The following is a 25,126-nucleotide window of genomic DNA, read 5'->3' as shown; positions in this document are numbered from 1 at the left end:
AGCACTACAAAAGCGCTTCGATATCGGCCTTGATGTCTTCAGGCTTTGTGGTGGGTGGATAACGCCCCACGACCTTGCCCTCGCGATTGACCAAAAACTTGGTAAAATTCCATTTCACTTTCCCCGAACCCAGAAGCCCTTTCGCCTCATCCTTAAGAAACTGAAACAGAGGGTGGGCATTGTCGCCGTTAACATCCACCTTCGAGAACATGGGAAAATCCACACCATAGTTCAGGCTACAAAACTGGCTAATCTCATCCTCACTCGCTGGGTCCTGATTCATGAACTGGTTGCAGGGAAAACCAAGTACTTTTAACCCCTTGTCGCCCAACTCTTCGTGTAAGGACTGCAGCCCTTTAAATTGTGGTGTAAAACCACACTTGCTAGCCGTATTCACAATCAGCAACACTTGGCCTTTATAGTCGGCCATTTGCGTGTCATTGCCTTTGATGTCCCGGGCGGTGAAGTCGAAAACTGAAGGACTGGCCACAGATGTCTCCTTGAAAATTATGAAAGTCGCAATAAACAGGCAAAATTAAGGCTTAAGGCATACGCATAGCGCCTTTGATAGTTTCAGGATATATCGGGACACTCCCCCGCTGCAATCGATCAAAGAGGCGTGGATTTACAGAATACAGTGCTAACCCGCCATAATTGATCACAATTCCCCTGTTGCCGATACCCTTGCCTCCGCTAGAATAGGGGTTTGCCTGAATAACAGATGCCTGTTTTTTACGTTTACTGACTGAGGAAGCCCGGGTCTTATGCAGAACTACTACAAATCCGCCAAGCTGGATAACGTGTGTTATGAAATCCGGGGCGAAGTAATGCGCGAAGCACGCCGGCTGGAAGAGGAAGGCAACCGGGTACTCAAACTCAATATTGGCAACCCTGCGACGTTTGAGCTGAACGTTCCCGAGGAAATCCAGCAAGACGTTATCTACAACATGCAGCAGGCTCAAGGCTATGTCGAATCAAAAGGGCTATTTTCCGCCCGCAAGGCAGTAATGCACTACTGCCAGCAAAGCGGCATCGACAAAGTAGATATTGACGACATCTATTTGGGCAATGGCGTTAGCGAGTTGATCGTGATGTCCATGCAAGCCATGCTCAACACGGGTGACGAGGTGCTTATACCCGCACCGGACTACCCGCTTTGGACCGCTGCCGTTACGCTTTCCAGCGGCAAGGCGGTGCATTACCACTGCGACGAAGAGCAGAACTGGTTCCCTGATATCAATGACATTCGCAAGAAGATCACACACCGTACCCGGGCGATAGTACTGATCAACCCGAACAACCCCACGGGTGCGGTTTATAGCACCGAACTACTGGAACAAGTCATAGAGTTGGCGCGCCAACATAACCTGATCGTGCTATCCGACGAGATCTACGACAAGATTCTGTATGACGGCACCAGGCATGTGCCCACGGCCTCCCTTGCCGACGACGTGCTTTTCTTTACCTACAACGGCCTCTCCAAGAACTATCGAGCCGCTGGTTATCGCTCTGGCTGGATGATTATCAGCGGCGCCAAGCACCTGGCCAGAGATTTGATTGTTGGCATCGACATGCTCTCCAACATGCGCCTATGCTCCAACGTTCCAGCACAACTGGCCATACAAACCGCGCTGGGTGGCTACCAGTCCGTCAACGACCTGGTAGCCCCGGGCGGACGCCTGTACGAACAGCGCGAAATCGCCTGGCGAATGCTGAACGATATCCCTGGCGTGAGTTGCGTGAAACCTCAAGGGGCGTTGTACTTGTTTCCCAAGCTGGATCCGAAAAAATTCCCTGTGGTGAACGACGAAAAGCTGGTGCTGGACTTGTTACTTCAGGAAAAAATTCTGTTGGTTCAGGGCTCTGCTTTCAATGTTGATGACAAACAGCACCTTCGGGTAGTATTCCTGCCCCGTAAAGACACGCTGGAAGACGCAATGGGAAGGCTGGGGCATTTCCTGGAAAGCTACCGGCAATAAAGGAACACGCTGATGGCTGATATCCATATTGAAGAGTTCTATAAAGACGTGGCCATAGCCTTAACACAGCTTTATAGCGCCTTCCCCCGGCGGGTAAATTTATTCGTTGAAGATATTGCTGGGCCAGACGAAACAGATGAGTTTGGCCTGCACAGCAAACGCCACATGGCGTGCTTCGGCGCGCTGCTTTGGCTGGCCGAGGAAGGTTTTTTGCGGTATGTGGATACTATTCGGCAGGAGGCTCTTGATCAGGCAGTGCTTACCCAGAACGCGTTTACCCGCCTGAGTTCCCCCGCAGCAGACGATCTTGTGCAGGAGCTAACAGGGTCGGAAGACCCTATTGGCGCAACCCTGCCACCGTCTGTACAGGAAGATCTCTCAAGTCACATACACCTGGTGCGCACAGCTCTGAAAAGTCGCGATGCCGTGCGTATTGGCTACGCTATCCGGGCCTCGCTCTTTACAGACAAGGCGTCAGAACGGTAGGCGCTTCCGCCTCAGATCTTCAGTTTGAAACCAATTGCACGGAAGCTGTCATGCAGGGATTTGCTCGTGCCCTTTAACTGTACTTTCAAGCTGGAACATTCCCGGCGCACAGGATAATCCCGGCGCAGCTGATCAAATGCCGCACCACGCTCATCGACGGGCAATCCCATAGTATGGCGCAAGCGCGCATCATCCTGGCGTGGATCATAGCAGGCTCGCAGTGCTATTCGAATGGCATCGTGCTCATCGGCTGCCCCGGTAAAAGCCACTTTGCTCAGCGCCGGTTCAGGCAGAAACTGGCCGGCCTGCTTGCGTAATGGCAAGCCCATGAACCGGCTCATAGCCTGGTAAATCATTTCCGTTCCCTGAACCTTGCCTTCAAGGCTATAACCACCGATATGGGGCGTCGCCAGCCAGACTTTGTCCAGCAAATCAGGGCTGATCTGTGGTTCCCGCTCCCACACATCAAGCGCTACCAGCGGCGCGTTAACCTGATCCAGCCGTGACTGCAGAGCGGCACCATCGATCACTTCCCCCCGACCGGCGTTGATCAGAAGCTGAGCGGAGGTTAAACCAGCCAACTCCCGCTCACCGATCATATGGTAAGTAGGGTGCTCAGACTCGCGGGTCAGCGGGGTATGGAACGAGACCACATCACACGTAAGCGCTTCGCCGAGGCTTACAAACGTATCGGTGGACTCCGGCTCGCGTTCGGCTCTGGGTGGATCGCAAAGTTTGACATCAAACCCTAAACGGCTCAGCTTTTCCGCCAATTCTCCGCCCACGTTCCCAACGCCCACAATACCGACACTGAGCTTCGACCAATCGCCCAACACGAGGCGCTCTGCATACAGGGACAACACTGCTAACACATACTCGGCCACACTGTTGGCATTGCAGCCTGGCGCGGCAGAAAACTGGATATTGTTTTCTTTCAGCCAGTCAAGGTCAATGTGATCGGTGCCAATGGTGGCCGTTCCCACAAAGCGTACACGGCTACCTTCAAGCAAAGCGCAATTTACCGGCGTGACCGACCGAACCAATAACGCATCGGCATCGCGTACATCTTCGGGTCGCAGGGTGCGGCCTGACACTCGGCGGATTTCGCCGATATCGCCAAAGAAAGCGTCCAACAGTGGAATGTTCTCATCTGCGACGATCAACATAGTAGCTGCCAGCCTTCTCAGTTCCTGCGTGGGCGGGAGGGACGCCCACCCGGCCCACGGCCGCCCTGCCCCTGGTGAGGCCGGCGTCCGCGTTTACGGGTAATAGGCGGATTCTCCATTGCCGTCATCAACACTTCATCCGGCACGGCGGTTTTCAGCTTCTGGCCAATATAGGATTCAATAGCAGGAAGGCCGAAGGAATCGTCCTCGCCCGCAAAAGTAACAGATACGCCCGTGCTGCCCGCTCGGCCGGTGCGGCCTATGCGGTGAACATAATCTTCGGCGCTATCAGGCAAATTGTAATTGAATACGTGGGTAACACCGTTCACGTGAATACCGCGCCCTGCCACATCTGTGGCCACTAACACCTGAATGCTGCCCTTTTTGAACTGCTCAAGCGTTTTCAGGCGTTTGTTCTGGGCTATTTCACCAGACATCAGGGCAACCTTCACGCCCTGGTTGCGCAGATCTTCTTCCAGATCGCGACATTGATCACGGCGATTTGCAAAGACCAGGGCCTTTTCCACCTCCGGTCGCTTCAGGTAGTTCACCAGTACCGGAAGTTTCTCGTCGTCGCCCACCAGATAAACCGTCTGCTCAACCCGTTCGGCGGTTTTCTGCTCTGGCTCAATTTCTACAAACTCCGCGTTGCGAGTCCACATAGAGGCCAAGTTGAGAACGTCCTGATTGAATGTGGCACTGAACAGCAGTGTTTGGCGATCGTCCTTCGAGGTGCATTTGCGAATAATGCGCTTAACATCCGGTATGAACCCCATATCCAGCATTCGGTCTGCTTCATCCAGAATCAGAATGTCCAGCTGATCAAGGAAGACATCCTGGGAGCCAAGGAAGTCAATTAACCGACCAGGGGTAGCGACCAGGATATCAACAACACCGTTATGTAGCTGTTCACGTTGCTTGTCATAATGCATACCGCCAACCACTGTCACCACATTGTGGCCCGTGTGCTGGCACAACTCCTCGGCATCCTTGGCAATCTGCATAGCGAGTTCGCGGGTGGGTGCCAGCGCCAAAACCCGGGGCTCAGACGCAAAACGATCACCTTCCGGTACAGGGGTTTCCAGCAGGCTTTGGATGGCCGTAATAAGAAACGCTGCCGTTTTGCCGGTTCCGGTCTGAGCCTGGCCTATCAGATCTTCACAGGCCAGTGTCCAGGGCAATGTTTCGGCCTGTATTGGTGTGCAGTATTCAAAACCAATGGCAGCAATGGCGTCCAGCAGGCGCTTATCCAGATTCAGATCGCTGAATTTCAGATCGCCGGTGTGCTTTGAGTCAGATGTCATGGAGTCTCAGTTTGCCTCATAATGTTCTTTTCAGAATATAACGGAACCACACGCCCTACGTCATCACGCCAGGCTTTACTGAAAGTATCGTTGGTTCCATAAAACGATGTCAGCGTATCAAAAAAGGATTGTGCTCGCTTCGGCAGGCCCCTGGCCAGATAGTGTTCGGCTTGTGCCAGCACATTGCATTGGAACTCGTAACCATCAGATGCACCGTCACCAGACAGGTTATCCACGCTGATATGAAAACGAGAACCCGCGGCCACGGAAAACAGCCACTCGATAGCCTGAGGCTTTATCTCAACATGCTCAAACGCTCTTTGCTGCTCGGGCGTGCGGCCATCCGGACAATACCAGTAACCATAATCGTGAAGTGTGCGCCTATGCTCACCCGCCACACACCAATGACTTACTTCGTGTAGGGCACTGGCATAATAACCGTGGGCGAAAACAATCTGTGCAGGTTCTTTGGCATTGCCTGCAGGCAGGTACTCGGGTTCATCGTCGCCTCTGACCAGTATTGTCCGGAATGCTTCCCGGAACAGGTCATTAAACAGCATGATAAGATCGTTTGGACAGTGATTCATCAGGGCGCTATTGTGCGACTTTAACGCGCTCAATGCCAGAGGGAACTTTTGCAGCACCACTGTGTCCATCGGTTGTCTGAACATTACCGACCTACAAACCATCCGGCACGGCCGGCTATCTCATGTCTTGAACCAACCGGGAAACTGCGCACTTCATGATCGCTCCATCCTCCAATTTTCGCAGCACTCAGCGCCCCACCGCTCCATCCATTATGCTCCTGGCGTTTGCCCTGCTGCTTACTGCAACAAATATGTCCTGGGCCATTGGCGATAACAGTTCGCTATTTGGCAGCCGAAACAGCGAGTTTCTCCAGGTGGATGACGCCCTCCCGTTCAGCCATACCACAGAAGAAAATACGGTTGTGCTGTCCTGGGATATAACGCCCGGGCATTACCTTTATCGCGACCGCATCAGCATAAAAGCACTGGATGAAGGCGCCAGCGCCGGCGAGTTGGAATATTCCCGAAAAGGCACCGAAACCGAAGACGAATTTTTTGGCAAAACAACCGTTTTTTTTAATCCTGTAGAAGCAACAGTACCTGTCACCCTTCCCGCCAACACCCGGGAAGCGCGCTTCGAAGTAACCTATCAGGGCTGCGCCGAAGCAGGCCTGTGCTACCCACCTCAAACCCGGGAAGTGCTTTTTTATCAAAGCCTGGACTCTGCCGCAGGCTCAGCGCCAGACAGCCAGAGCAGTGCCGCGCAAACCGACAGTACGCCAACCGTCAATACCGACTCGGCAACGGGGCTTGCAGGGTTTCTCTCCGAACAGCCCACACTGGTCATCGCCGGTGTATTCTTCTTGCTTGGCCTGGGGCTGACTTTTACGCCTTGTGTGCTCCCCATGGTGCCCATTATCTCGTCTCTGGTTTCCGGGCAAAATACCCACTCAACCCGACACGCACTGCTGCTTTCGGGCAGCTATGTGCTCGGAATGGCTCTGACCTACGCCTCCGCCGGTGTTCTCACGGGGCTCCTGGGCGCGAGCTTTAACCTGCAGGCACAGCTGCAATCGCCCTGGGTGCTCGGTGTCTTTTCTCTGATGTTCGTGATCTTTGCCCTGTCCATGTTTGATGTGTTCGAAATTCAGCTACCGCGTTTCATTCGCGAGCCACTTAACGATGCAAGCCAAAGCCTTACAGGCGGCCGAGTGATCAGTATTTTCGGCATTGGCGCTCTATCCGCGTTAATTGTATCGCCCTGCGTGTCTGCCCCACTGGCAGGCAGCTTGTTATACATATCCACCACGCAGGATGCGGTGATCGGCGGAATCGCTTTGCTGGCTCTCGGGCTGGGCATGGGTGTTCCGCTCATTCTGGTGGCCGTTGGCGGCCGTAAACTGCTGCCAACTACAGGGCACTGGATGACAACCGTAAAGCACTTTTACGGTGTGATGCTGATCGCGGTCGCTATATGGTTAATTGAACGCCTGGTTCCAGGTTGGGCCGGCCTCACACTTTGGGGACTATTGGTTGCCATAACCGGCGTGCAACTAGGGGCTTTCGACGGCGCAAAATCCGGCTGGGAGCGCACCCGAAAAGGTTTGGGGCTGGTCTTTTTTGCCTATGGTCTGGCATTGTTGGCCGGAGCCGTAGCGGGCGCCACTGACCCCTTAGCCCCCCTGGACCCTTTCGTCGCAAAAGCCGCACCTGACGGCTCATCGGGCAGCTCGGCAGGCTATAACAGCAGCCACGCAGACTTCGCCCGTGTGGAGGCACCTTCAGAAATCGAGGCCATGCTGGCACAGGCGCAGAAAAAGGGAAGCCCGGTTATGCTGGATTTCTATGCAGACTGGTGCATTTCCTGCAAGATTATGGAGCGCAATGTATTCAACAAACCGGAAGTGGTTCGCTCGCTGGAACCATTCACGCTGCTCCAGATTGACCTCACAGATAACACCCCGGCCCAACAGGCGATGCTGGATGAACTCGGACTGTTCGGGCCGCCAGCAATTCTGTTCTACGACAGCAGCGGTGAAGAGATTGCCCCCCGGAGGGTTCTCGGGGAAATGAACAAAAGCCAGTTTCTGGACCATATTAACGGCCTTTCCTCTGCCCTCTAGTGCAATCTTATGGCTGATACCCGCCCCTGCGTATCAGCCTCCACGGCGTATAAGATAAATAAAACGATCGTCCTGCTCTGTATGGCTCACTAATTCGTGGCCCAAAAACTGGCAAAACCTTGGTACGTCGCGAATCGTTGAAGGGTCTGTAGCAACCACTCGCAGAATTTTTCCGGGCGCCACGTCATTAATTCGATTATGAAGCATCATCACAGGCTCCGGGCAAAATAGCCCGCGGGCATCCAACTCGGCATCATACTCAGTAGTTGTCATACGCCGTCTCCTTTGGTCTGGTCTGTATTTTCGAAAAAACGTGCTAAATTATTGTTATACCATTAAAACAACTGGAGGATTTTATGATTCGGGTTCTGATTGAACGGCATATTGCCGAATCCCTTGAAACTGCCTATGAGGAGCGCTCCCGTAAAGTGCTACAGCGTGCCGTTGCTGCACCGGGGTTCATTTCCGGAGAAACACTGGTTGCCAGCGATGACCCAAATCATCGGATCACTCTTGCCAACTGGCGCTCTGAAGCCGACTGGAACCGTTGGTTCCTGTCTGATGACCGCAGAGAGCTAATGGCCGAACTGGTTCCCATGATGGACACGAATGAAGCCATAACAGTGCTTAGGCAAAGCGACGCTTAATTTGAGCACATTAAGCCTGTAACAACTTACATAATTTTAAAGTGTTTAACAGCATAAATTGTGTACGTTCGCTACACTTCCGAACTTTGATATTTTCGGAAACTACTGATGTCACATTTTGTGCGCCTGCTTTTTCTTCTGGCCTGTTACGCGGCTCCAGCGCCCACTTTTGCCCAGACAACAACGCCAGCTTCAGAGTGCCCGGTACTGGATGCCAGTGATTCCGAAGCGCGCAATTCATTGATGTATTACGTATGCCACCATCAATCATCACCAGGAGACCCGGCGTATAACGCAACAAACCCGGGTGAGCTACCAGAAGACCTGGAGTGGGCGCCTGCCCGTGGGCATGATTTGGTTTTCAGCCGAACACGCTCGGTTTACTGGATTCAACTGGCTGTCGAAAATAACAGTAGCGAGCGCCGGCTATGGTATCTCAACCTGAACTACCCTCTACTGGATGAAGTCACGTTCTGGCAGAACAATAACCCGGATAGCGCTGTGATAACTGGTGATCAGCAGCCTTTTAATTCGAGAGTCGTAGATTACAGATACTTCCTTCTGCCGATCATGCTGAACAGCGGCGAAGCCCGCTCTATTACCATGCGCGTACACAGTAGTGGCGCACTGAACATTCCTCTTAACCTGCAGACTCCCGCTGAACTGCTCGCGGAGAGTAATCAGTTGGCGGTCACCCACGGGCTGTTTTATGGCGCCGTGTTGGTACTGGCGATTTTCAATCTTCTTCTATTCTTTAGCTCGGGAACTGTTTATTACTTTCACAACGCCTTTTATATGGCTGCTATGGGGCTTTTTCTATGCTCCATGGGTGGCTTTGCCAACCAGTATTTCTGGCCAACAAACCCGGAGGTCGCCAATACCGCCATCCCTGTGACCCTCATTTTATGCGTGCTGGCCATGGCTCTTTTCGGGCGCTCATTTCTTGAAATAGAGCCGCGCACCCTTGCAGACAAAACGCTAAAAGCCATTACCTGGATTTGCACCGGCTTTACCGGCCTAACCCTGGTGATCCCTTACAATCAGGCCGTTCTTTTCAATACCGGGCTCGGGCTAGCCGTCATGTTTATCCTGTCCATCATTGCTTTAAGCCGATGGCGCCAAGGCTATCAGCCAGCAAAATGGTACGTTCTTGCATGGGCAATGCTGGCAAGCGGGACCGTCGCATATTCCCTGGCAGCGTTTGGCCACCTTACGGATTTCCTGGCCCGGGAGTCGCTGATGCAGGCTGCTTTCGGTGGGCAAATCATACTGCTTAACTACGCTATGGTTCAGCGCTGGCGGCTGCTGAACAGCCAATTACTTGCGGTGGAGCGAAAGGCCAGAACGGATCTGGAACTCCGGGTACACGAGCGCACTGCTCAGCTGCGTTCAACCATGCGAGAACTGGAAGACGCCAACCAGAAGCTGGCAACGCTGAGCCTGAACGACCCGCTCACTGGCCTGTTCAACCGACGCCACATGGATAGAACCCTACCTAACTTATGCGCTGAGGCGCGCAGAACCAGCCGGTCATTATCATTAATTCTGCTCGACGCTGACCACTTCAAGGCCGTTAATGACACTTGGGGTCACGGCTTTGGCGATACATGCCTGCAATTGATCGCCGGTACTCTGTTGCGCCATGTAAAACGCCCACAGGATGTTGCAATCAGATTTGGCGGCGAAGAATTTGCACTACTGCTGCCCGGCACTGACATTGAGGGTGCGCAAAAAGTATGTGCAGCTCTACTGGAAGAACTCCGTTCTTCTTCGATTGAGGCACCAAACGGTGAAATCGCCTCGCTTACAATGAGCGCTGGCATAGCCTCGTTACTCACCAACGAGGATCAACAGGCATTCTTTGAACGTGCCGACCGTGCTCTATACGAAGCAAAAGCCCGGGGTCGAAATCAAACCGCTGTCTCCGAACATTAGCGCGATTACTTTCACCCCCAATGCTACGTTTTTTGCTCTTGATCAAGTTTCCCAAGTTCAACTTTCAGCGCACTGGAGCTATTATAGCGTATCAGCTGCAAGGCGCTCAGAAATGGCGCCATGCCGCTGATTCGGGCACACTTGATAGATGTCAGGAGTTGATCCGCATCATTGCAAACAGCTAATGCTTTCTCCATACTTGCGCCCGCATAATTCCCCACTTTGAACCCATTGGTAAGGCTATGAGCACACAAAATCCGAACCTGACATACAACTATAAGGTGGTAAGACAGTTCGCCATCATGACAGTGGTATGGGGTGTTGTTGGTATGGCCCTAGGCGTGCTGATTGCAGCACAACTGGTCTGGCCATCTCTCAACCTCGACCTCCCTTTTACCCACTTTGGTCGCCTAAGACCTCTGCATACCAACGCGGTCATTTTCGGCTTTGGCGGTAGCGCCCTGTTTGCCACGTCCTATTACGTAGTTCAGCGCACTTGCCAAACACGCCTGATTTCCGACAAATTGGCATCCTTTACCTTCTGGGGCTGGACTGCCGTTATTGTTGCCGCAGCTATTACCCTACCAATGGGCTTAACCAGCACAAAAGAATATGCTGAGCTCGAATGGCCCATCGATATTCTGATTGCTGTGGTCTGGGTTACTTACGGTGTCGTGTTCTTCGGCACGATAACCAAGCGAGCCACGCCACACATATACGTCGCCAACTGGTTCTATGGAGGGTTTCTCCTCACCATCGGTGTGCTGCACTTTGTGAATAGCGCGGCGATACCGGTCAGTGCTTTCAAGTCCTACTCAGCCTACGCCGGTGTAACCGACGCAATGGTACAGTGGTGGTATGGTCACAATGCTGTGGGCTTCTTCCTGACCGCTGGCTTCCTGGGCATGATGTACTACTTTGTTCCCAAGCAGGCCAACCGCCCGGTTTACTCCTACCGCCTGTCCATTGTTCACTTCTGGGCACTGATTGCGACCTACGTATGGGCCGGTGGTCACCACCTGCATTATTCCGCCCTGCCAGACTGGGCACAGACTGCCAGTATGGTTATGTCGCTTATTCTGCTTGCACCCTCCTGGGGCGGCATGATCAACGGCATGATGACGCTGTCCGGTGCCTGGCACAAACTGCGCACTGACCCCATCCTGCGCTTCCTGGTGGTTTCCCTGTCGTTCTACGGCATGTCCACTTTCGAAGGCCCCATGATGTCAATCAAAACGGTAAACGCGTTATCCCACAACACTGACTGGACTATCGGCCACGTACACTCTGGTGCACTGGGATGGGTTGCCATGATCAGTATCGGCGCAGTTTATCACATGATCCCGAAACTCTGGGGCCTCAAGGAAATGTATAGCACCAGCATGATTAACACCCACTTCTGGCTGGCAACAATCGGCACCGTGCTTTACATCGTCGCCATGTGGGTGAACGGCATCATGCAAGGCCTGATGTGGCGTGCAGTAAACGAAGACGGCACCCTCACCTACAGCTTCGTTGAGTCCCTTGAGGCGTCTTACCCAGGGTACTTTGTACGCTTCCTGGGCGGCGCCATCTTCCTGACCGGTATGCTGTTCATGGCCTATAACGTCTACATGACCGTGCGCCAGAAAGAAGCGGTTGCCCAAGACAATGCGGCAGTTCAAGCGGCGTAACGGAGAGAGAGCAAATGAGACACGATATTGTCGAAAAAAATATTGGTCTGATGATCGTTTTTATCATGCTGACCATAAGTGGTGGCTTTCTTGCGGAAGTAGTCCCGCTTTTTTTCCTGGACGAGGTTAATGAGCCTATCGAAGGCCTTGAGCCTTTGTCCTCGCTGGAACTGGAGGGGCGTGACATTTACATTCGCGAAGGCTGTCACGTTTGTCATACCCAGCAAATCCGACCTTTCCGTGCTGAAACCGAGCGATACGGGCACTATTCTGTAGCCGGTGAGCTTGTTTATGAGCGCCCCTTCCTTTGGGGCTCCAAGCGAACAGGACCAGATCTTGCCCGTGTCGGTGGTCGATACTCAGATGCCTGGCAGCGCCAGCACCTGTTCAACCCGCGCAGTGTTGTTCCTGAATCCAACATGCCTGCTTTCCCGTGGCTGTTTGAGAACAAGGTGGACCACAAGGGAACGGCAGCCAAGATGTCAACCCTGAAAGCGCTGGGTGTCCCTTATACCGACGACCAAATCGGCAGTGCGGCTGACGATTTGGATGGCAAGTTTGAAATCGAAGCCCTGGTTGCGTATTTGCAGCAACTTGGAACCGTACTTTCAGACAAGCGGTGATTTGATGGATATTAACGAGTTACGCGGCGTTCAAACCCTTCTGCTGATCGCTATATTCATTGGCATCATCTGGTGGGCATTCAGTGCCCACCGCAAAAAGCCGAACGACGAAGCAGCTAACCTGCCGTTCGAGGATGATGAGGTGGACAAGCGTACTCTTGAACAGGAAAAAACGGAGAAAAAACGATGACTACCTTCTGGAGCATCTGGGTCACTGTGATCGTGCTCGGTACGGTCTTCGGTTGCTGGTGGCTGCTGTTTGCAACCCGCAAGAGCCAGCCAACCAATACCGAAACCGAACGCACTACGGGCCACTCATTCGACGGTATCGAAGAGTATGACAACCCCCTCCCAAAGTGGTGGTTTTACCTTTACGTAGCCACATGCGTATTTGCCCTTGGTTATCTGGCCCTTTACCCGGGCCTGGGCAACTACGAAGGCCTGCTGGGCTGGACATCCACCAACCAGTGGGAAGCAGAAGTGGCCGAAGCTGACGAAAAGTATGGCGAAATCTATGCCCAGTACGGCGAGACCCCGGTACCCGAGCTGGCCAAAAACGACGACGCACTGAAAATTGGTCAGCGTCTGTTTGCCAACAACTGCTCTGTATGTCACGGCTCTGCCGCACGCGGTCAGGTTGGCTTCCCCAACCTGACCGACGATGACTGGCTGTGGGGCGGTACGCCGGATGCTATCCTGGCAACCCTGCACAATGGTCGCCAGGGCAACATGCCTGCCAAGGGTGTTATGCCCAGCATGACCAGCACGCAGGTAGACCAGGTGGTAAACTATGTATTGAGCTTCAGCGGTCGTGAGAAAGATGCAGCCGCTGCCGAGGCCGGTAAAGCTGTGTTTGCTCAAGCATGCACCGCTTGTCATGGCCCGGAAGGGAAAGGCATGCAAGCCATGGGCGCACCGAACCTGACTGACAACGTCTGGCTCTACGGGTCGACCTACAAATGGATCAAGGAAACCGTTGTTAACGGTCGCCAGAACGAGATGCCAGCCCAGGGTGGCCGCCTCTCGGAAGATCAGATCCAGATTCTGGCTGCATACGTTTACAGCTTGTCAAACTGACACTCCAGCCGGGCCGCATGGCCCGGCATGGTCTGTTCAACCCTGTGCCTGCGCACGCGGGCACAGGGTTGAGAAGATCTGCAGTAGCCGCAAGGCCCCTCTCGCGTTTATATAACTCCACCTGGAGGTATCCATGAGTAACCAAATTCCTGTCACACAGGTCGACCCCTCCAAGGAACCTTCGGGCGAAAAGAAAACGGAAACCGTTGAGCTTTACGCCAGTCGAAAGAAAATTTATGCCAAGGAAGTAACGGGCCTGTTCCAGCGCATCCGAACTGTCAGCCTTCTGGTGCTTATGGGCATGTATTTCTTGTTCGTTTGGTTGACTCTGGACGGTGCCCCGCTCATTCACTTTGATCTTCCCGCCCGGGAATTCCACCTGTACGGCGCTACCTTCTACCCCAAGGACTTCTTCCTTCTTTCGGGTATGCTGATCATCTGCGCTTTCGGGCTGTTTTTTATCACCACCCTGTTTGGTCGGGTTTGGTGTGGTTATACCTGCCCACAAACTGTGTGGACCTTCATATTCATGTGGGTGGAAGAGCGCATTGAGGGCAGCCGGAACAAGCGGATGAAGCTGGACAAGGCTCCAAACTCCCCTGAGAAAATCTTCAAGAAATCAGCAAAACATACAGCCTGGCTCATTATCTCCCTGGTAACCGGGCTGACGTTTATCGGGTACTTTTACCCTATCCGGGAGTTGATTGCCGACATTGTCACGCTCCAGGCCAATGGCTGGGCTTATTTCTGGGTGGCATTCTTCACCGTTGCAACCTATCTGAACGCAGGCTGGATGCGGGAGCAGGTTTGCTTGTATATGTGCCCGTATGCACGCTTCCAGTCTGTAATGTTTGATCCGAACACACGCATTGTATCCTACGACCCCAACCGTGGTGAGCCTCGCGGTGGCCGCAAAAAGAACGTGAACCCGGAGGAAGCGGGCCTGGGCGACTGCATTGATTGCGGACAGTGCGTGCATGTGTGCCCCACCGGAATCGATATTCGCGACGGCCTGCAGTACGAATGCATTGGGTGTGCGCTCTGCATTGATGCCTGCGATGAGATCATGGACAAAATGAATTATCCGCGGGGCCTGATTCGGTACACCACCGAGAACGAACTGGAGGGCAAACCATCGAAGCTGCTGCGGCCGCGCACATTCGGGTACGGCATAGTGCTGGTGGCCATGATGTCCGCCATCGTTTTTGTTATAGCTACCCGGGTGCCCGCTCAGCTTGATGTCCTTCGGGACCGTGGTGCCCTGTACAGCTTCAATGGTGAGGGACGAATCGAAAACTCCTATACCCTGAAGGTCGTCAATATGTCTGAAGTGCCACAGACGTTTACCCTGTCTGTTGCGGGCATGGATGACATTCGCATTCTGACCGAGGCTCAGGTGACCGTAGACAGCGGTGAGGTTCGCTCACTGCCCACCGTCGTAGACGTTTCACCCGAATCTATTCCACAGTCGAACACTGAAATTATCTTCCACGCACAGTCTGAAACGGATGCTTCACTGAAGCTGGAAACCGAAAGCCGATTTGTTGGCCCAACCCAATGACCCTCTCCAGGATCACAGTTGGGCCCCCGTCCATAGAAGAGACTGCGTATTATGAATGAAGAAGTTTCCGTCGCACCCTGGTATCGCCAGCCCTGGTTCTGGTTTCTGACCATCGCACCACTGTCCGCAATCACTTTTTGCATTATCATGTTTGTTGTCGCTTCGAACATGGACGACACGATGGTGTCGGACGACTACTCAAAAGAAGGCCGGGGCATTAACCAGGAGATAGCTCGCGACGTGAAAGCCAGAGAATTGGGCGTGAATGCTGATTTGGCGTTTGAAGACCGGGCTATTTTGCTAACGGTTAATACCGAGCAAGGCTCTGCGAGCTACCCCTATCTTGTGCTGAATTTGTTCCATCCAACACTGGCCCAAAAAGATCGCACCATTCAGTTCCGGAGCGATGGCAACGGCCACTACACCGGGTCGTTGCTGGACGACATTGATGGGCGCTGGTATTACGAGCTACGCGGGCCTGACAATCAGTGGCGGCTAAAAGGTGAAGCCTGGCTACCCAGCGATAACAAGCTTCACATAACCTCTGAAGGCGCCGCTCAAGGGTGAGCCCAAGGGACTGTTTCCATTGCGGTGAACCCGCTGCCGGGGAACCGCCAATAACATTTCAGATCAGCGGGGAGACCCGCTTCTTCTGCTGCGAAGGCTGCAAGGCGGTGTGCAACATCATACACACGGAAGGCCTTACCGGTTTTTACCAACTTCGCACAGAGCCAGCTGTAACACCAAAAAAACTAACCGGTGGCGAGCTGGACCGGCTGCGGGAGCTGGACCATCCCCTGGTGCAGCAAGCCTTCGTGTCGCCGGTTAAGGCCGGTCAGGAAGCACAGCTTCTGATTGGCGGCATTACTTGCGCAGCCTGCATCTGGTTACTTGAAAACCACCTGAAGCAGCAGCCCGGCGTACTCTCCTTCTCGGTAAACCATACGACACAGCGAGCAAGGCTTGTATGGGCCCAGGATAAGGCCAGCCTCAGCAATCTGTTGATTGCCATTCACGAGCTTGGCTACAGTGCTCGCCCCTACCAATCCGACGAAGTGGAAGACCAGCTGAAAGCGGAAAACCGCTCCATGCTCATTCGGCTGGCGGTTGCAGGTATCGGTACATTCCAGAGCATGATGCTTGCATTCCCTCTTTACCTCGAACTGATCAGTGGTGTGTCCGCTGAGTTTGTGGCATTTTTTCGTTGGTTTAGTCTGCTTGTTGCCACGCCGGTGGTGTTTTACAGCGCAGGACCATTTTTTCGCAATGCACAGCGCGATATCAAGACCCGCCACCTTACTATGGATGTACCCGTCGCCATTGCTATCGGCCTTGCCTATGGAGCCAGCGCCTGGGTAACGTTTGCAGGTGGTGAAGAAGTGTATTTTGAATCTGTGTGCATGTTTACATTTTTCCTGCTGCTCGGCCGCTACATAGAGGTTCAGGCGAGATATCGTGCAGGGCTCACTGGTAATGCCATGGCCGGCTTTCACCCTACAGTAGCCACGCGAGTCAATGAGGAAGATACAGAAATCATACCGGCTCACCAGGTAAAACCGGGAGACGTGGTGAGAATCAGGCCAGGGGAAACCCTCCCCGTTGATGGCACCATTCTCCGTGGCCAATCTACCCTCAATGAATCCGCTCTCACCGGCGAATATCTGCCCGAAACCCGGGTGCCCGGCGATACTGTTCATGCCGGAAGCATCAATGGTGAAAACCCGCTGGACGTAAACGTGGAAAAATCCGGTGCACAAACGCGGCTTTCGGGCATTCTGCGAATACTCGATCGCGTTCAATCAGAAAAGCCGCCGGTGGCGCGCATGGCAGACCGCATTGCCGGCAAGTTTGTTGGCCGGGTGCTCATTTTAGCCCCCCTCGTCTGGATTGGCTGGTGGCTGGCAGGGGCAGATAACGCCTTTGACATTACGCTTTCAGTGCTGGTGGTTACCTGCCCTTGTGCGCTATCTCTGGCCACACCTACAGCCATAACTTCAGCCACAGTAAAACTGCGGCGCCTGGGCTTCTTACCGACTCGAGGCCATGCCCTGGAGACTATAAACGCCATAGATACCGTGGTGTTTGATAAAACCGGAACACTCACCCGGGGCGAGTTGAGCCTGATCAATACGCACACGGTTGGTAGCAAAGACAAAGACAGCTGCCTGCGCCTTGCTGCCGGCCTGGAGCAGCATTCTGAGCACCCGATTGCACGGGTTTTCCATGGTCGCCCGGCGACCGCCATAGAGCATGTTGAAAACCACCTTGGCGGCGGGCTTTCCGGCACCTTCGGCGGTCAGTCTTTTTATATTGGCCACAGGGGTTTTGTTGCAAAACACACGCACGCCCCCGAACCTGAAGCTGAACAACACTCAGGTATGGAGGTCTGGCTGGCGGCAGACAACGAGTGGCTGGCCTGCTTTCGGCTTGACGACCAGCCCAGAGACGACGCAGCCAAAGCCGTCGAAGCCTTGCAGAATGCCGGCATTCGCACACTGCTTCTGAGCGGTGACCGGTCTGGCCATGTTCGTCAGATCGCAGACATGCTCGGCATTGATGAAGCAATCGGGCAGGCTTCGCCGGAACACAAATTAAACGTTCTCAAGAGGCTGGAATCTGAAGGCCATCAGGTAATGATGGTTGGTGATGGTCTTAATGACCTGCCTTCCATGGCCGGCGCAGGCATCTCGGTTGCCATGGGCACAGCCGCCGACCTCACTCAGCTAAAAGCAGACGCGGTATTACTCAACGGCCAACTTATGCAGTTGGTTGAAGCGATAAATACCAGCCGCCGCACCAGAAGAATCATTCGCCAGAACATGGCTTGGGCTTTGGTTTACAATGTCTGCGCCCTGCCGCTGGCGGCAGCAGGATTGGTTCCGCCTTGGCTCGCCGCCATAGGCATGTCAATCAGCTCGTTAATAGTCGTGCTCAACGCCTTGCGCCTGGGTAAGTAAACCCGCCCAAAAACCCTGTCAGGGTGACGGAATTTGGCGCACAGAGTGTGCCCTGATAACGTACCTGTATAGCTTTCACTAAAAGGTTTACGCTATGGAAATCGTAATACTCCTGGTACCTGTCATGCTGATTCTGGTAACCATGGGTATCCTGTTGTTTTCTTGGGCAGTTAAAAATGGCCAGTACGACGATTTGGAAGGCCCGGCACACCGGATTCTTTACGACGACGATAAAGACCTGATTCCGGAAGAAGCCCGCTTAGACAAATCAGACGCCGCAAAGCCCCAACAAGATAACCAGGACAATCCAGAAGATTCATCCAAGCATGAGCCCTGACCTATACCTTAGCTACCCCAGCGCATTTCTCATTGGTTTGCTTGGCAGCACCCACTGCATAGCCATGTGCGGCGGGATCAGCGCCTCTCTCTCCATGGCTTTGCCTGTTGGCAAGGGGTTCCGTACACGGCAAACAGTGTTATTGCTGGCCTACAACGTTGGCCGAATCGCAAGCTACGCACTGATCGCTGCGCTGATCGCCCTGCTAAGCACAACCGCTGCTGATCAGTGGGCACAACTTGGTTGGGTGTTACGCTCAATTGCAGGTTTATTGCTGATTTTCATGGGTTTATCAATGGGGCAATGGTGGCAGGGCATTCGCTATGTGGAGCGCGTTGGCGCCCCTCTGTGGAAGCGCCTGTCGCCCCTGGCAGGCCGACTGCTTCCAATTAATCACGCAGGGCAGGCGCTCGCTCTCGGTGCACTCTGGGGATGGCTGCCTTGTGGGCTGGTATACAGCACACTAGGCTGGGCGGCGCTGCAGCCTACGGTAGGTTCCGCCGCACTCACCATGGTGTTTTTCGGGCTGGGCACCCTGCCCTCGATGCTTGGCGCTGGTTACGCGGCGACCTGGATCAGCGAGCTTAAACGCAACCCGGCGTTCCGAAAGTTCGCCGGTGCCCTGCTGGTTCTTTTCGGGCTGTGGACCCTGCCGTTCATGATGCTGGCCGGTCACTAAACCTGCCCTTTCCGGCAGCCTTAAACAGATTTAGATATTCAGAACATCCAGGCGGCCAAAATCCTGCTCTTTCTCCTGTTCTGGCGTGGCTGTTTGTACCGCCTGGCGCTCTCCACCCAAACGCTTACCCTCGCGGAAGTTATAAAGACGCGTATCCGCAAGGTGCGACGGCTCAACATTACGCAATGCCTTGAACATGGATTCAAGCCGGCCCGGATGCTGCTTATCCCAGTTCTGGAACATCTCCTTGATAACCTGTCTTTGCAGATTTTCCTGAGAGCCGCACAGATTGCAGGGAATAATAGGAAATTGCTTGAGCTCGGCGTATCTGGCAATATCTTTCTCGCGACTGTATGCCAATGGGCGAATAACTGTATTCCGGCCGTCATCACTGTGCAGTACCGGAGGCATGGTTTTAAGCTTGCCACCGTAAAACATATTCAGAAACAGGGTCTCCAGAAGATCATCACGATGATGCCCCAAGGCAATCTTGGTCACACCATGTTCTTCGGCAAAGTTATAGAGAATGCCGCGACGCAGGCGCGAACATAAGCCACACGTAGTGCTTCCCTCAGGTACTTTTTCCTTAACGATGCTATAGGTGTCTTTCTCGATGATGTGATATTCAACGCCTATGGCTGCCAGATAGTCCGGTAGAACCTCTTCCGGAAAGCCCGGCTGTTTCTGGTCCAGGTTAACCGCGATCAACTCAAAGGATACTGGGGCGCTTTTTTGCAGGTTAAGTAGAATATCCAGCATGGCATAAGAATCTTTGCCACCGGATAAGCAGCACATAACCTTGTCGCCTGCCTCGATCATCGAAAAATCAGCAATGGCCTGACCCGCATCCCGGCGCAGACGCTTCTGCAACTTATTTTGCTCTGTTTTGCGAGATCGTTCGTACTCAGAACCAGGAGCCTGTTTGGAGCTATCTAATATCGCTTCGGGCATAACAACCGTATTTATTGAGAAAATGGTCATGGTATTATACCCATCCCATCATTTCAGGGACAGGACATCGACATGGATACGTTGAGTTCGAGCAAAGATGTGACTGGCAAGCGCGAACAGAACCGGCTGCGTAATCGCCAGGCCATACTCACTGCGGCCCGCACCTGCTTTCAGGATCAGGGGTACGAAAATACCACTATTCGCGAGCTTATACAGAAAACGGACCTGGCTTCGGGTACTTTTTATAATTACTTTCGAAGCAAACAGGACATCTTTGCGGCGCTGCTGACGGATTTTCTCAGTGGTCTCAATGAACACCTGCACCAGTCCAGGCGCTCGGCCACAACAGCAGAAGATTTTATTTATCGCTCCTACCTGGCTCTCTACCAGGCAACCGCACAAGATCCATTGGTGTATGAACTTGCCCACCGCAACGATCGCGCCTTAAAAGAGCTGTTCGGCTCTGGTATTCTCGGGTTAATCATGATGTCCCTGGAAAGCGATGTCAGGGCAGCTATTGAGCAGAATATTCTGCCCAAAACGGATCAGGCGTACCTCTGTACAGCCTTCTTCGGTGTGGCTTACGAAACAAGCTTAATGGTTGCCAGGCGCGTTTATCAGCAGCCGGAGCAGGCAGAGGAAGAGGTGCTCAGAGCGACAAAGTTTGCAACCGCCTTGTTCACAGGCGGCCTAACCAAGCTGACCACCCTTCCCTGAACGCTGCCACTAACCTACCATTGGCACTATGAATAACACGCCAACCTCTCCAGACGTTCCCTGTTCAACCACCGCAAGCGTGCCTGGTTCAATGCTGGAACAACAGATTCAGCACCTTCTGGTGGCTGTTGAGCATGAACTGCGTAGCTCAGCCTTTGGTATAGACGAATTGAATCTCATCAAAAAGCTACAAAGGCCGCCCTGGAGGCTGATCGGGGAGCTGGAGTTTCATGACACGCAAAAACTCTATCCAGTGCACTTTTTACTCTTTCACGTGCTTTACCGGCTTAGGGATACCCTGGCCCAGGCGGGTGAGAGTCTGACCATTTCGCCCATGCGAATCAGCATTGAGCCCCAGGATACGGTTGGCGGTAGCGGAATGCCCGGCTCAGTAGATAGCCTGCGTAGTTTCTATCTGGATTTATCCCAGTACGAGTTACCGGAAGACGCCATAAATCAGATGATGGATAATTTCTGGGCCGGCTACCAGGGTTCCGGGCCTGACAGGTCCGACATTCTGCAAGCAGCAAACGTGTTAGGATTCGAGTCGGTTCCCGCGAGCTTTCTTACGGTTAAGCAGGCGTTTCGCCGCGCCGTGATGCAAGCTCATCCTGACCGGGGAGGTGAAACCGAAGCAATCCAGTCCCTAAACGAGGCATTCTCTGTGCTTAAAACGCACTTTGGTCAGATGATGGAGCAGTCATGATTGCACGAAAATTCCGGATGTGCGTGACCCTGAGTTCGCTTTTGTTAGCAAGCCTGACTGCGAGGGCCGACCTGGTCGTACTCCAGTATCATCATATTAGCGATGCCACTCCGCCTTCCACCAGTACCTCCGCATCCTTGTTTCAGGCTCAGCTGGATCTGATCTCAGAGTTGGGTATCGATGTTGTTGACCTGCATGATGCGACAACAAACCTGCTTTCCGACAACCCACCCGCGCAACAAAATATCGCACTCACCTTCGATGATGCCTACGAATCAGTTTACAGCGTAGCGGCCGATATGCTTCAGGAACGGGACCTGCCCTATACTATTTTCGTTGATACAAAAGCCGTGGGTAACCATGGATATATGACGTGGGAGCAGTTGCAGGAGCTTGCCAACCGCGAAGGTGTTAGCATTGCCAATCACAGTGCCGGCCATGGTCATATGGCGAGAAAGCCCGGTGAACCGCAATCACACTGGGAAAAACGGATAACCCGCAGCCTGGATTCTGCGCAGGCGGCATTACAAAAGCAGCTTGGAACGGATTTACCCTTGTTTGCCTATCCTTATGGCGAGTTCGATGAAGCCCTTGAGGCAGAGATTTCCGAGAGGGGTTGGTTTGGATTCGGGCAACAATCAGGGGCAATCGGCCCACTTTCCGGAAAAACCCGTTTGCCCAGATACCCCATGGCCAACGCCTACGGGCAGCTTAATGGTCTAAAGGACAAACTGACCAGCAAGGCGTTTCCCATCGATACCAATACCCTGCCTGATGGCATCATGGACACCAACCCGCCGGTGCTCACCCTGCCTCTCGCAGAGGGAATGAAACCTGCCCGGCTAACCTGCTTTGCATCAGGCATGGGGCGCATTGATTTTGACGTGTCAGGCGACCAGATTTCAGTACAAGCTCCCAAGCCCTTCAACAGTCGTCGATTCCGTTATAACTGCACCCACCCCGCAGAGGACGGCAGTTTTTACTGGTTGTCTCAACAATGGCTAGATCTTAGCCAGCCCGAAGACTGAAGCGCCTACCGGGCCTCAATCATACTTAGCCCAAATTCGCCGGTGGTTACATGAGGAATCTTGCGAGGGCCACGACGTGTTTCAACAACTGTCTGGCCTTCAAGGTCTTTTTTGCGCGTAAAAATCAGCATCCAACGTTCCGCCTTAACCTCCAAGACGGGAATCCGCGCTTCCAGGTAGCCTCGGCGGTGCCAGTTTTCTGGTTCAAATTTTGAAACCAGATCTGTAACCAGCCGCACCGGAACAAGGTCGCTGTTGAGAAAGACCACCGACGGCACAAAAATACCGTTATTGGCATAGGAGCGAAGCCGCATAACCTGCCCCCCGGGCTTTTCTCTGTGTGGTAAAGAAATCAGTTGGTAGGGGCTTTTGCCGGTGAGAAACCCGTGCACGGGCGAGTTTTCTGTCAGGTGAATGCCAAATTTTCGGCCTTCCTGCCAGCGCTCATGGTTTTCGGTCTCAATCCCCTGGCAACAGGTGCCGGCAAAGCGCTCCAAATAATTGTCGCCGTTTTTTTCGATGCCCAGAATGGCAAAGGCATCCGGGTCGTGCCCAGCTACGGGATCAGCGGAAACAAGCATGTCGGTCGCGCGATACACGTTAGCCGGGGTGATCGTTGCGGGCGGCGCAACCCGACCTTTTTCCTTATCTGTACGCGTATCCGGCTGATAGGCGGTGTTTCTAACGTTACCTTCGGCATCCCGCCAGGTAAAGTAGGGCTGCTGCTCGCCCTCGCGCACATACCCTTTGCGCCGGAGCGCTTCCGCATCCGGATAGTTCGTTGCGTTAAACTCCTCATCGGTGGTTTTTTTGTGAGGTTCTTCTTCGGCTATAGGTGAATAACGCACCCGACCCTGCTCGTCTACCCAGGTAAAGTAGCCCTCTTTGTCTGACACCGTTGACCCACCCACCTGGCAACCCGCGAGAGCCGCCCAGAAAATGATACATACAACCGTTTTTAGCCCTTGGTTTATATTCACCAAAATGCCCCTTTTAGTGAGGCGCACAATATAATCAGAATTTCGTGCGGAAACTGAGACCAGCCATAACAACACGCAATGATGTTTTCACATCCAGGCCAGCGTAGGGGTTATAGATAATATTGGTAATGTTATCGCAGTTAATGTTGCAGCTGGTATTGGCCGGAATGGTCTCAACAGAATGCAAATAGCTCAGGTTCATGTCAATTTCAGTATTTTTATCCCACTTGTACCCCATACCAATGCTGTATAGGTTGGCACCACCAAAAGGCGCCATGACAGAGCGCTGATCGTCCGGTATCACCGAATCCCGGATCTCTACACCGGCTCTCAGATCAAGCCGTGATGACGCATGAAATTCCATTCCGAAGGCCCAGTTCCACTGGCTTTTAAAACCCAGGGGCAGCTTGAGTGTGTTTGGAGTGGCATTGTCTGGAGACAAAATACGCGCTGCGTTGAGGAATTCCAGGTTGCGGTCAAAGCGGAACAAAAAAGCATCCCACTGTTTGTAGTCCGTCCAACCCACATCGGCGTTCAGTGTCAGTTTTGGGTGAACATCCACACTGATCCCGGTTTGAAAGTGTTGCGGATACACCAGATCCATACTCACGTTGCCCGCTTCCCGGGGGGCGCCAGAGGGCAAACTGAGAATAGCCGAGGTAATGGCACCTAACACCGACCCGTTAACGCTCTGCCAGAACCCGGACCAGTCGTCAGTATATTCAATCTCGAAGGTGCCCTTCATGTTCATTTCAGCTTCGGAGGTGTAGCTTGCGCCCCAGCTGAACCAGTCTCTTGGCTCCCACATAACACCCAGGGTGTAGGTAGGTGATAGTGTTTCCTGAACATTAATGCTCAAAGCACCGATATCATCCCAAGGGCCGACGTTCCCCCCACACAGAGCCAGCCAAGGCTGCAGTGGCTCGTCGCCACTTTCGCAGTTGAACGCGTCCTGTAAAATTTCTGCTACGCCCAGCAAGAGGTTAGGCGCCCGCATGTATTGATCTGCAGCAATCCCCATGTGGGATAAATGGATTCCCGCGCCCACAGACCATTCATCGTTAATTTCATAGCCTACGGTGGGTGCCAGATAGGTAGTGCGCTGCAACGCTGTTGCCTGAGGCTGGTACCGGCCCGGATCGTTTTTATCACGGTAAAAACCTGCCGCCAGGGGCAGATAAAAGGCGTTACCAAATGTCAGTTTGGAGCCCGGCGGATTAATGCTGAAGCCCGCAGAGGGCGCAATTGCCGGCCCTTTCGGGGTGCGAAGAATGCCAAAGCCAGGCACATAAAGCGCAACGTTATTGGTATGACTGTGACTATTGGCAACGGGATCACGCTGTTTGCCTGTGTCCGGGTCAATTTCCAGACCATCTATTCCAAAAATCTCATAGCCATCCGGAGCCGTGAAATCAGCATCGATATCCAGATAGATGCTCATCAGGTTCACTTCCAGTTGACGGCCATCCAGTTTTGTCAAACCCGCCGGATTGTAGTGAATGGCCATGATTCCTGGAGGATCGGCCGTGACAGCGTTACCCAAAGCCAGTGCTTTCGGGTGAATGGTCAGGTTCTGTGCAAGCTGAGCCTGGGCTCCACACGAAAGTGTCGCGGCGACCATTGCCGCAAGTAACTGCCGCTTGTGGCTGTTATATCCCATGAAGTCTTTC

The 25,126-nt window shown here is 53.4% G+C and carries 25 protein-coding genes; 17 read left to right on the top strand and 8 right to left on the bottom strand.

Annotation, left to right across the window (positions count from 1 at the left end):
* Window positions 1-4 precede the first annotated feature (4 nt).
* The gene (locus ACTHYN_RS08225) at window positions 5-490 is read right to left on the bottom strand and encodes a glutathione peroxidase (protein WP_441811969.1); all 486 of its coding nucleotides are present in this window, start codon (window positions 488-490) and stop codon (window positions 5-7) included.
* A gap of 274 nt (window positions 491-764) precedes the next feature.
* On the opposite strand from ACTHYN_RS08225, the gene ACTHYN_RS08220 reads away from it, so the two are divergent.
* Both ACTHYN_RS08220 and ACTHYN_RS08215 read left to right on the top strand, forming a co-directional pair.
* A complete protein-coding gene (locus ACTHYN_RS08220) occupies window positions 765-1,979 on the top strand; it encodes a pyridoxal phosphate-dependent aminotransferase (RefSeq protein ID WP_441811968.1) in 1,215 nt (404 codons plus the stop codon).
* Window positions 1,980-1,991: 12 nt separating this feature from the next.
* The gene (locus ACTHYN_RS08215; RefSeq protein WP_441811967.1) at window positions 1,992-2,465 is read left to right on the top strand and encodes a hypothetical protein; all 474 of its coding nucleotides are present in this window, start codon (window positions 1,992-1,994) and stop codon (window positions 2,463-2,465) included.
* 11 nt (window positions 2,466-2,476) lie between these two features.
* Here the strand turns inward: ACTHYN_RS08215 and pdxB are convergent, their stop codons facing one another.
* Genes pdxB through ACTHYN_RS08200 form a run of 3 tightly spaced genes read right to left on the bottom strand, consistent with a single transcriptional unit; the run spans window position 2,477 to window position 5,522 of the window.
* Entirely contained in the window at window positions 2,477-3,631 is a 1,155-nt protein-coding gene (gene pdxB, locus ACTHYN_RS08210) for a 4-phosphoerythronate dehydrogenase PdxB (protein WP_441811966.1), read from the bottom strand.
* A gap of 17 nt (window positions 3,632-3,648) precedes the next feature.
* Entirely contained in the window at window positions 3,649-4,935 is a 1,287-nt protein-coding gene (locus ACTHYN_RS08205) for a DEAD/DEAH box helicase (RefSeq protein ID WP_441811965.1), read from the bottom strand.
* Complete coding sequence (locus ACTHYN_RS08200; RefSeq protein WP_441811976.1) at window positions 4,932-5,522, bottom strand: elongation factor P hydroxylase; 591 nt, start codon at window positions 5,520-5,522, stop codon at window positions 4,932-4,934. Before ACTHYN_RS08200 ends, ACTHYN_RS08205 begins: the two co-directional genes overlap by 4 nt.
* A gap of 155 nt (window positions 5,523-5,677) precedes the next feature.
* Between ACTHYN_RS08200 and dsbD the strand changes: the two genes are divergently transcribed.
* A complete protein-coding gene (gene dsbD / locus ACTHYN_RS08195) occupies window positions 5,678-7,585 on the top strand; it encodes a protein-disulfide reductase DsbD (RefSeq protein WP_441811964.1) in 1,908 nt (635 codons plus the stop codon).
* Between the two features lie 33 nt (window positions 7,586-7,618).
* On the opposite strand, the gene tusA is transcribed toward dsbD, so the two are convergent.
* Window positions 7,619-7,858, bottom strand: coding sequence for a sulfurtransferase TusA (tusA, locus tag ACTHYN_RS08190; protein ID WP_441811963.1), 240 nt, complete (start codon window positions 7,856-7,858; stop codon window positions 7,619-7,621).
* A gap of 83 nt (window positions 7,859-7,941) precedes the next feature.
* Here tusA and ACTHYN_RS08185 point away from each other — a divergent pair, with 83 nt between their 5' ends.
* From ACTHYN_RS08185 to ACTHYN_RS08135, 11 genes are all read left to right on the top strand, one after another.
* Window positions 7,942-8,232, top strand: coding sequence for an antibiotic biosynthesis monooxygenase family protein (locus ACTHYN_RS08185; RefSeq protein WP_441811962.1), 291 nt, complete (start codon window positions 7,942-7,944; stop codon window positions 8,230-8,232).
* Between the two features lie 108 nt (window positions 8,233-8,340).
* Entirely contained in the window at window positions 8,341-10,167 is a 1,827-nt protein-coding gene (locus ACTHYN_RS08180; protein WP_441811961.1) for a sensor domain-containing diguanylate cyclase, read from the top strand.
* A 242-nt stretch (window positions 10,168-10,409) separates the two neighbouring features.
* Window positions 10,410-11,840 carry a cytochrome-c oxidase, cbb3-type subunit I gene (gene ccoN / locus ACTHYN_RS08175; protein WP_441811960.1) on the top strand — a complete coding sequence of 477 codons (1,431 nt, stop codon included), beginning with the start codon at window positions 10,410-10,412 and terminating at the stop codon, window positions 11,838-11,840.
* A 14-nt stretch (window positions 11,841-11,854) separates the two neighbouring features.
* Window positions 11,855-12,463, top strand: a complete 609-nt coding sequence (gene ccoO, locus ACTHYN_RS08170) for a cytochrome-c oxidase, cbb3-type subunit II (RefSeq protein ID WP_441811959.1) — start codon at window positions 11,855-11,857, stop codon at window positions 12,461-12,463.
* A 4-nt stretch (window positions 12,464-12,467) separates the two neighbouring features.
* Window positions 12,468-12,653, top strand: a complete 186-nt coding sequence (locus tag ACTHYN_RS08165) for a cbb3-type cytochrome oxidase subunit 3 (protein WP_441811958.1) — start codon at window positions 12,468-12,470, stop codon at window positions 12,651-12,653.
* Window positions 12,650-13,540, top strand: a complete 891-nt coding sequence (ccoP, locus tag ACTHYN_RS08160; protein WP_441811957.1) for a cytochrome-c oxidase, cbb3-type subunit III — start codon at window positions 12,650-12,652, stop codon at window positions 13,538-13,540. The genes ACTHYN_RS08165 and ccoP overlap by 4 nt, the downstream gene beginning before the upstream one ends.
* 133 nt (window positions 13,541-13,673) lie before the next feature.
* Window positions 13,674-15,101: a cytochrome c oxidase accessory protein CcoG gene (gene ccoG, locus ACTHYN_RS08155; RefSeq protein ID WP_441811956.1), complete on the top strand. Its 1,428-nt coding sequence runs from the start codon at window positions 13,674-13,676 to the stop codon at window positions 15,099-15,101.
* Between the two features lie 51 nt (window positions 15,102-15,152).
* The gene (locus ACTHYN_RS08150; RefSeq protein WP_441811955.1) at window positions 15,153-15,668 is read left to right on the top strand and encodes a FixH family protein; all 516 of its coding nucleotides are present in this window, start codon (window positions 15,153-15,155) and stop codon (window positions 15,666-15,668) included.
* The gene (locus ACTHYN_RS08145; RefSeq protein ID WP_441811954.1) at window positions 15,665-18,058 is read left to right on the top strand and encodes a heavy metal translocating P-type ATPase; all 2,394 of its coding nucleotides are present in this window, start codon (window positions 15,665-15,667) and stop codon (window positions 18,056-18,058) included. Before ACTHYN_RS08150 ends, ACTHYN_RS08145 begins: the two co-directional genes overlap by 4 nt.
* 94 nt (window positions 18,059-18,152) lie before the next feature.
* Window positions 18,153-18,395 carry a cbb3-type cytochrome oxidase assembly protein CcoS gene (gene ccoS, locus ACTHYN_RS08140; protein ID WP_441811953.1) on the top strand — a complete coding sequence of 81 codons (243 nt, stop codon included), beginning with the start codon at window positions 18,153-18,155 and terminating at the stop codon, window positions 18,393-18,395.
* Window positions 18,385-19,074: a sulfite exporter TauE/SafE family protein gene (locus ACTHYN_RS08135; RefSeq protein WP_441811952.1), complete on the top strand. Its 690-nt coding sequence runs from the start codon at window positions 18,385-18,387 to the stop codon at window positions 19,072-19,074. Before ccoS ends, ACTHYN_RS08135 begins: the two co-directional genes overlap by 11 nt.
* Before the next feature lie 30 nt (window positions 19,075-19,104).
* On the opposite strand, the gene ttcA is transcribed toward ACTHYN_RS08135, so the two are convergent.
* Window positions 19,105-20,025: a tRNA 2-thiocytidine(32) synthetase TtcA gene (ttcA, locus tag ACTHYN_RS08130; RefSeq protein ID WP_441811975.1), complete on the bottom strand. Its 921-nt coding sequence runs from the start codon at window positions 20,023-20,025 to the stop codon at window positions 19,105-19,107.
* A gap of 72 nt (window positions 20,026-20,097) precedes the next feature.
* On the opposite strand from ttcA, the gene ACTHYN_RS08125 reads away from it, so the two are divergent.
* The 3 genes from ACTHYN_RS08125 to ACTHYN_RS08115 all read left to right on the top strand — a co-directional run bounded on the left by ACTHYN_RS08125 (window position 20,098) and on the right by ACTHYN_RS08115 (window position 22,476).
* Window positions 20,098-20,742 carry a TetR/AcrR family transcriptional regulator gene (locus ACTHYN_RS08125; RefSeq protein WP_441811951.1) on the top strand — a complete coding sequence of 215 codons (645 nt, stop codon included), beginning with the start codon at window positions 20,098-20,100 and terminating at the stop codon, window positions 20,740-20,742.
* 91 nt (window positions 20,743-20,833) lie between these two features.
* Entirely contained in the window at window positions 20,834-21,448 is a 615-nt protein-coding gene (locus ACTHYN_RS08120; protein WP_441811950.1) for a DNA-J related domain-containing protein, read from the top strand.
* Complete coding sequence (locus ACTHYN_RS08115) at window positions 21,445-22,476, top strand: polysaccharide deacetylase family protein (protein WP_441811949.1); 1,032 nt, start codon at window positions 21,445-21,447, stop codon at window positions 22,474-22,476. Before ACTHYN_RS08120 ends, ACTHYN_RS08115 begins: the two co-directional genes overlap by 4 nt.
* A 5-nt stretch (window positions 22,477-22,481) precedes the next feature.
* Here ACTHYN_RS08115 and ACTHYN_RS08110 read toward each other — a convergent pair whose 3' ends face one another.
* Window positions 22,482-23,456, bottom strand: a complete 975-nt coding sequence (locus ACTHYN_RS08110; protein WP_441811948.1) for a MalM family protein — start codon at window positions 23,454-23,456, stop codon at window positions 22,482-22,484.
* Window positions 23,457-23,490: 34 nt separating this feature from the next.
* Window positions 23,491-25,116, bottom strand: coding sequence for an OmpP1/FadL family transporter (locus ACTHYN_RS08105; protein ID WP_441811947.1), 1,626 nt, complete (start codon window positions 25,114-25,116; stop codon window positions 23,491-23,493).
* Window positions 25,117-25,126 lie beyond the last annotated feature (10 nt).

The sequence above is a fragment of the Marinobacter sp. genome (assembly GCF_052091845.1).
GTDB lineage: Bacteria > Pseudomonadota > Gammaproteobacteria > Pseudomonadales > Oleiphilaceae > Marinobacter.
Note: the sequence above shows the minus strand (reverse complement) of the source record. Positions and strands in the feature narration are given on the sequence as shown.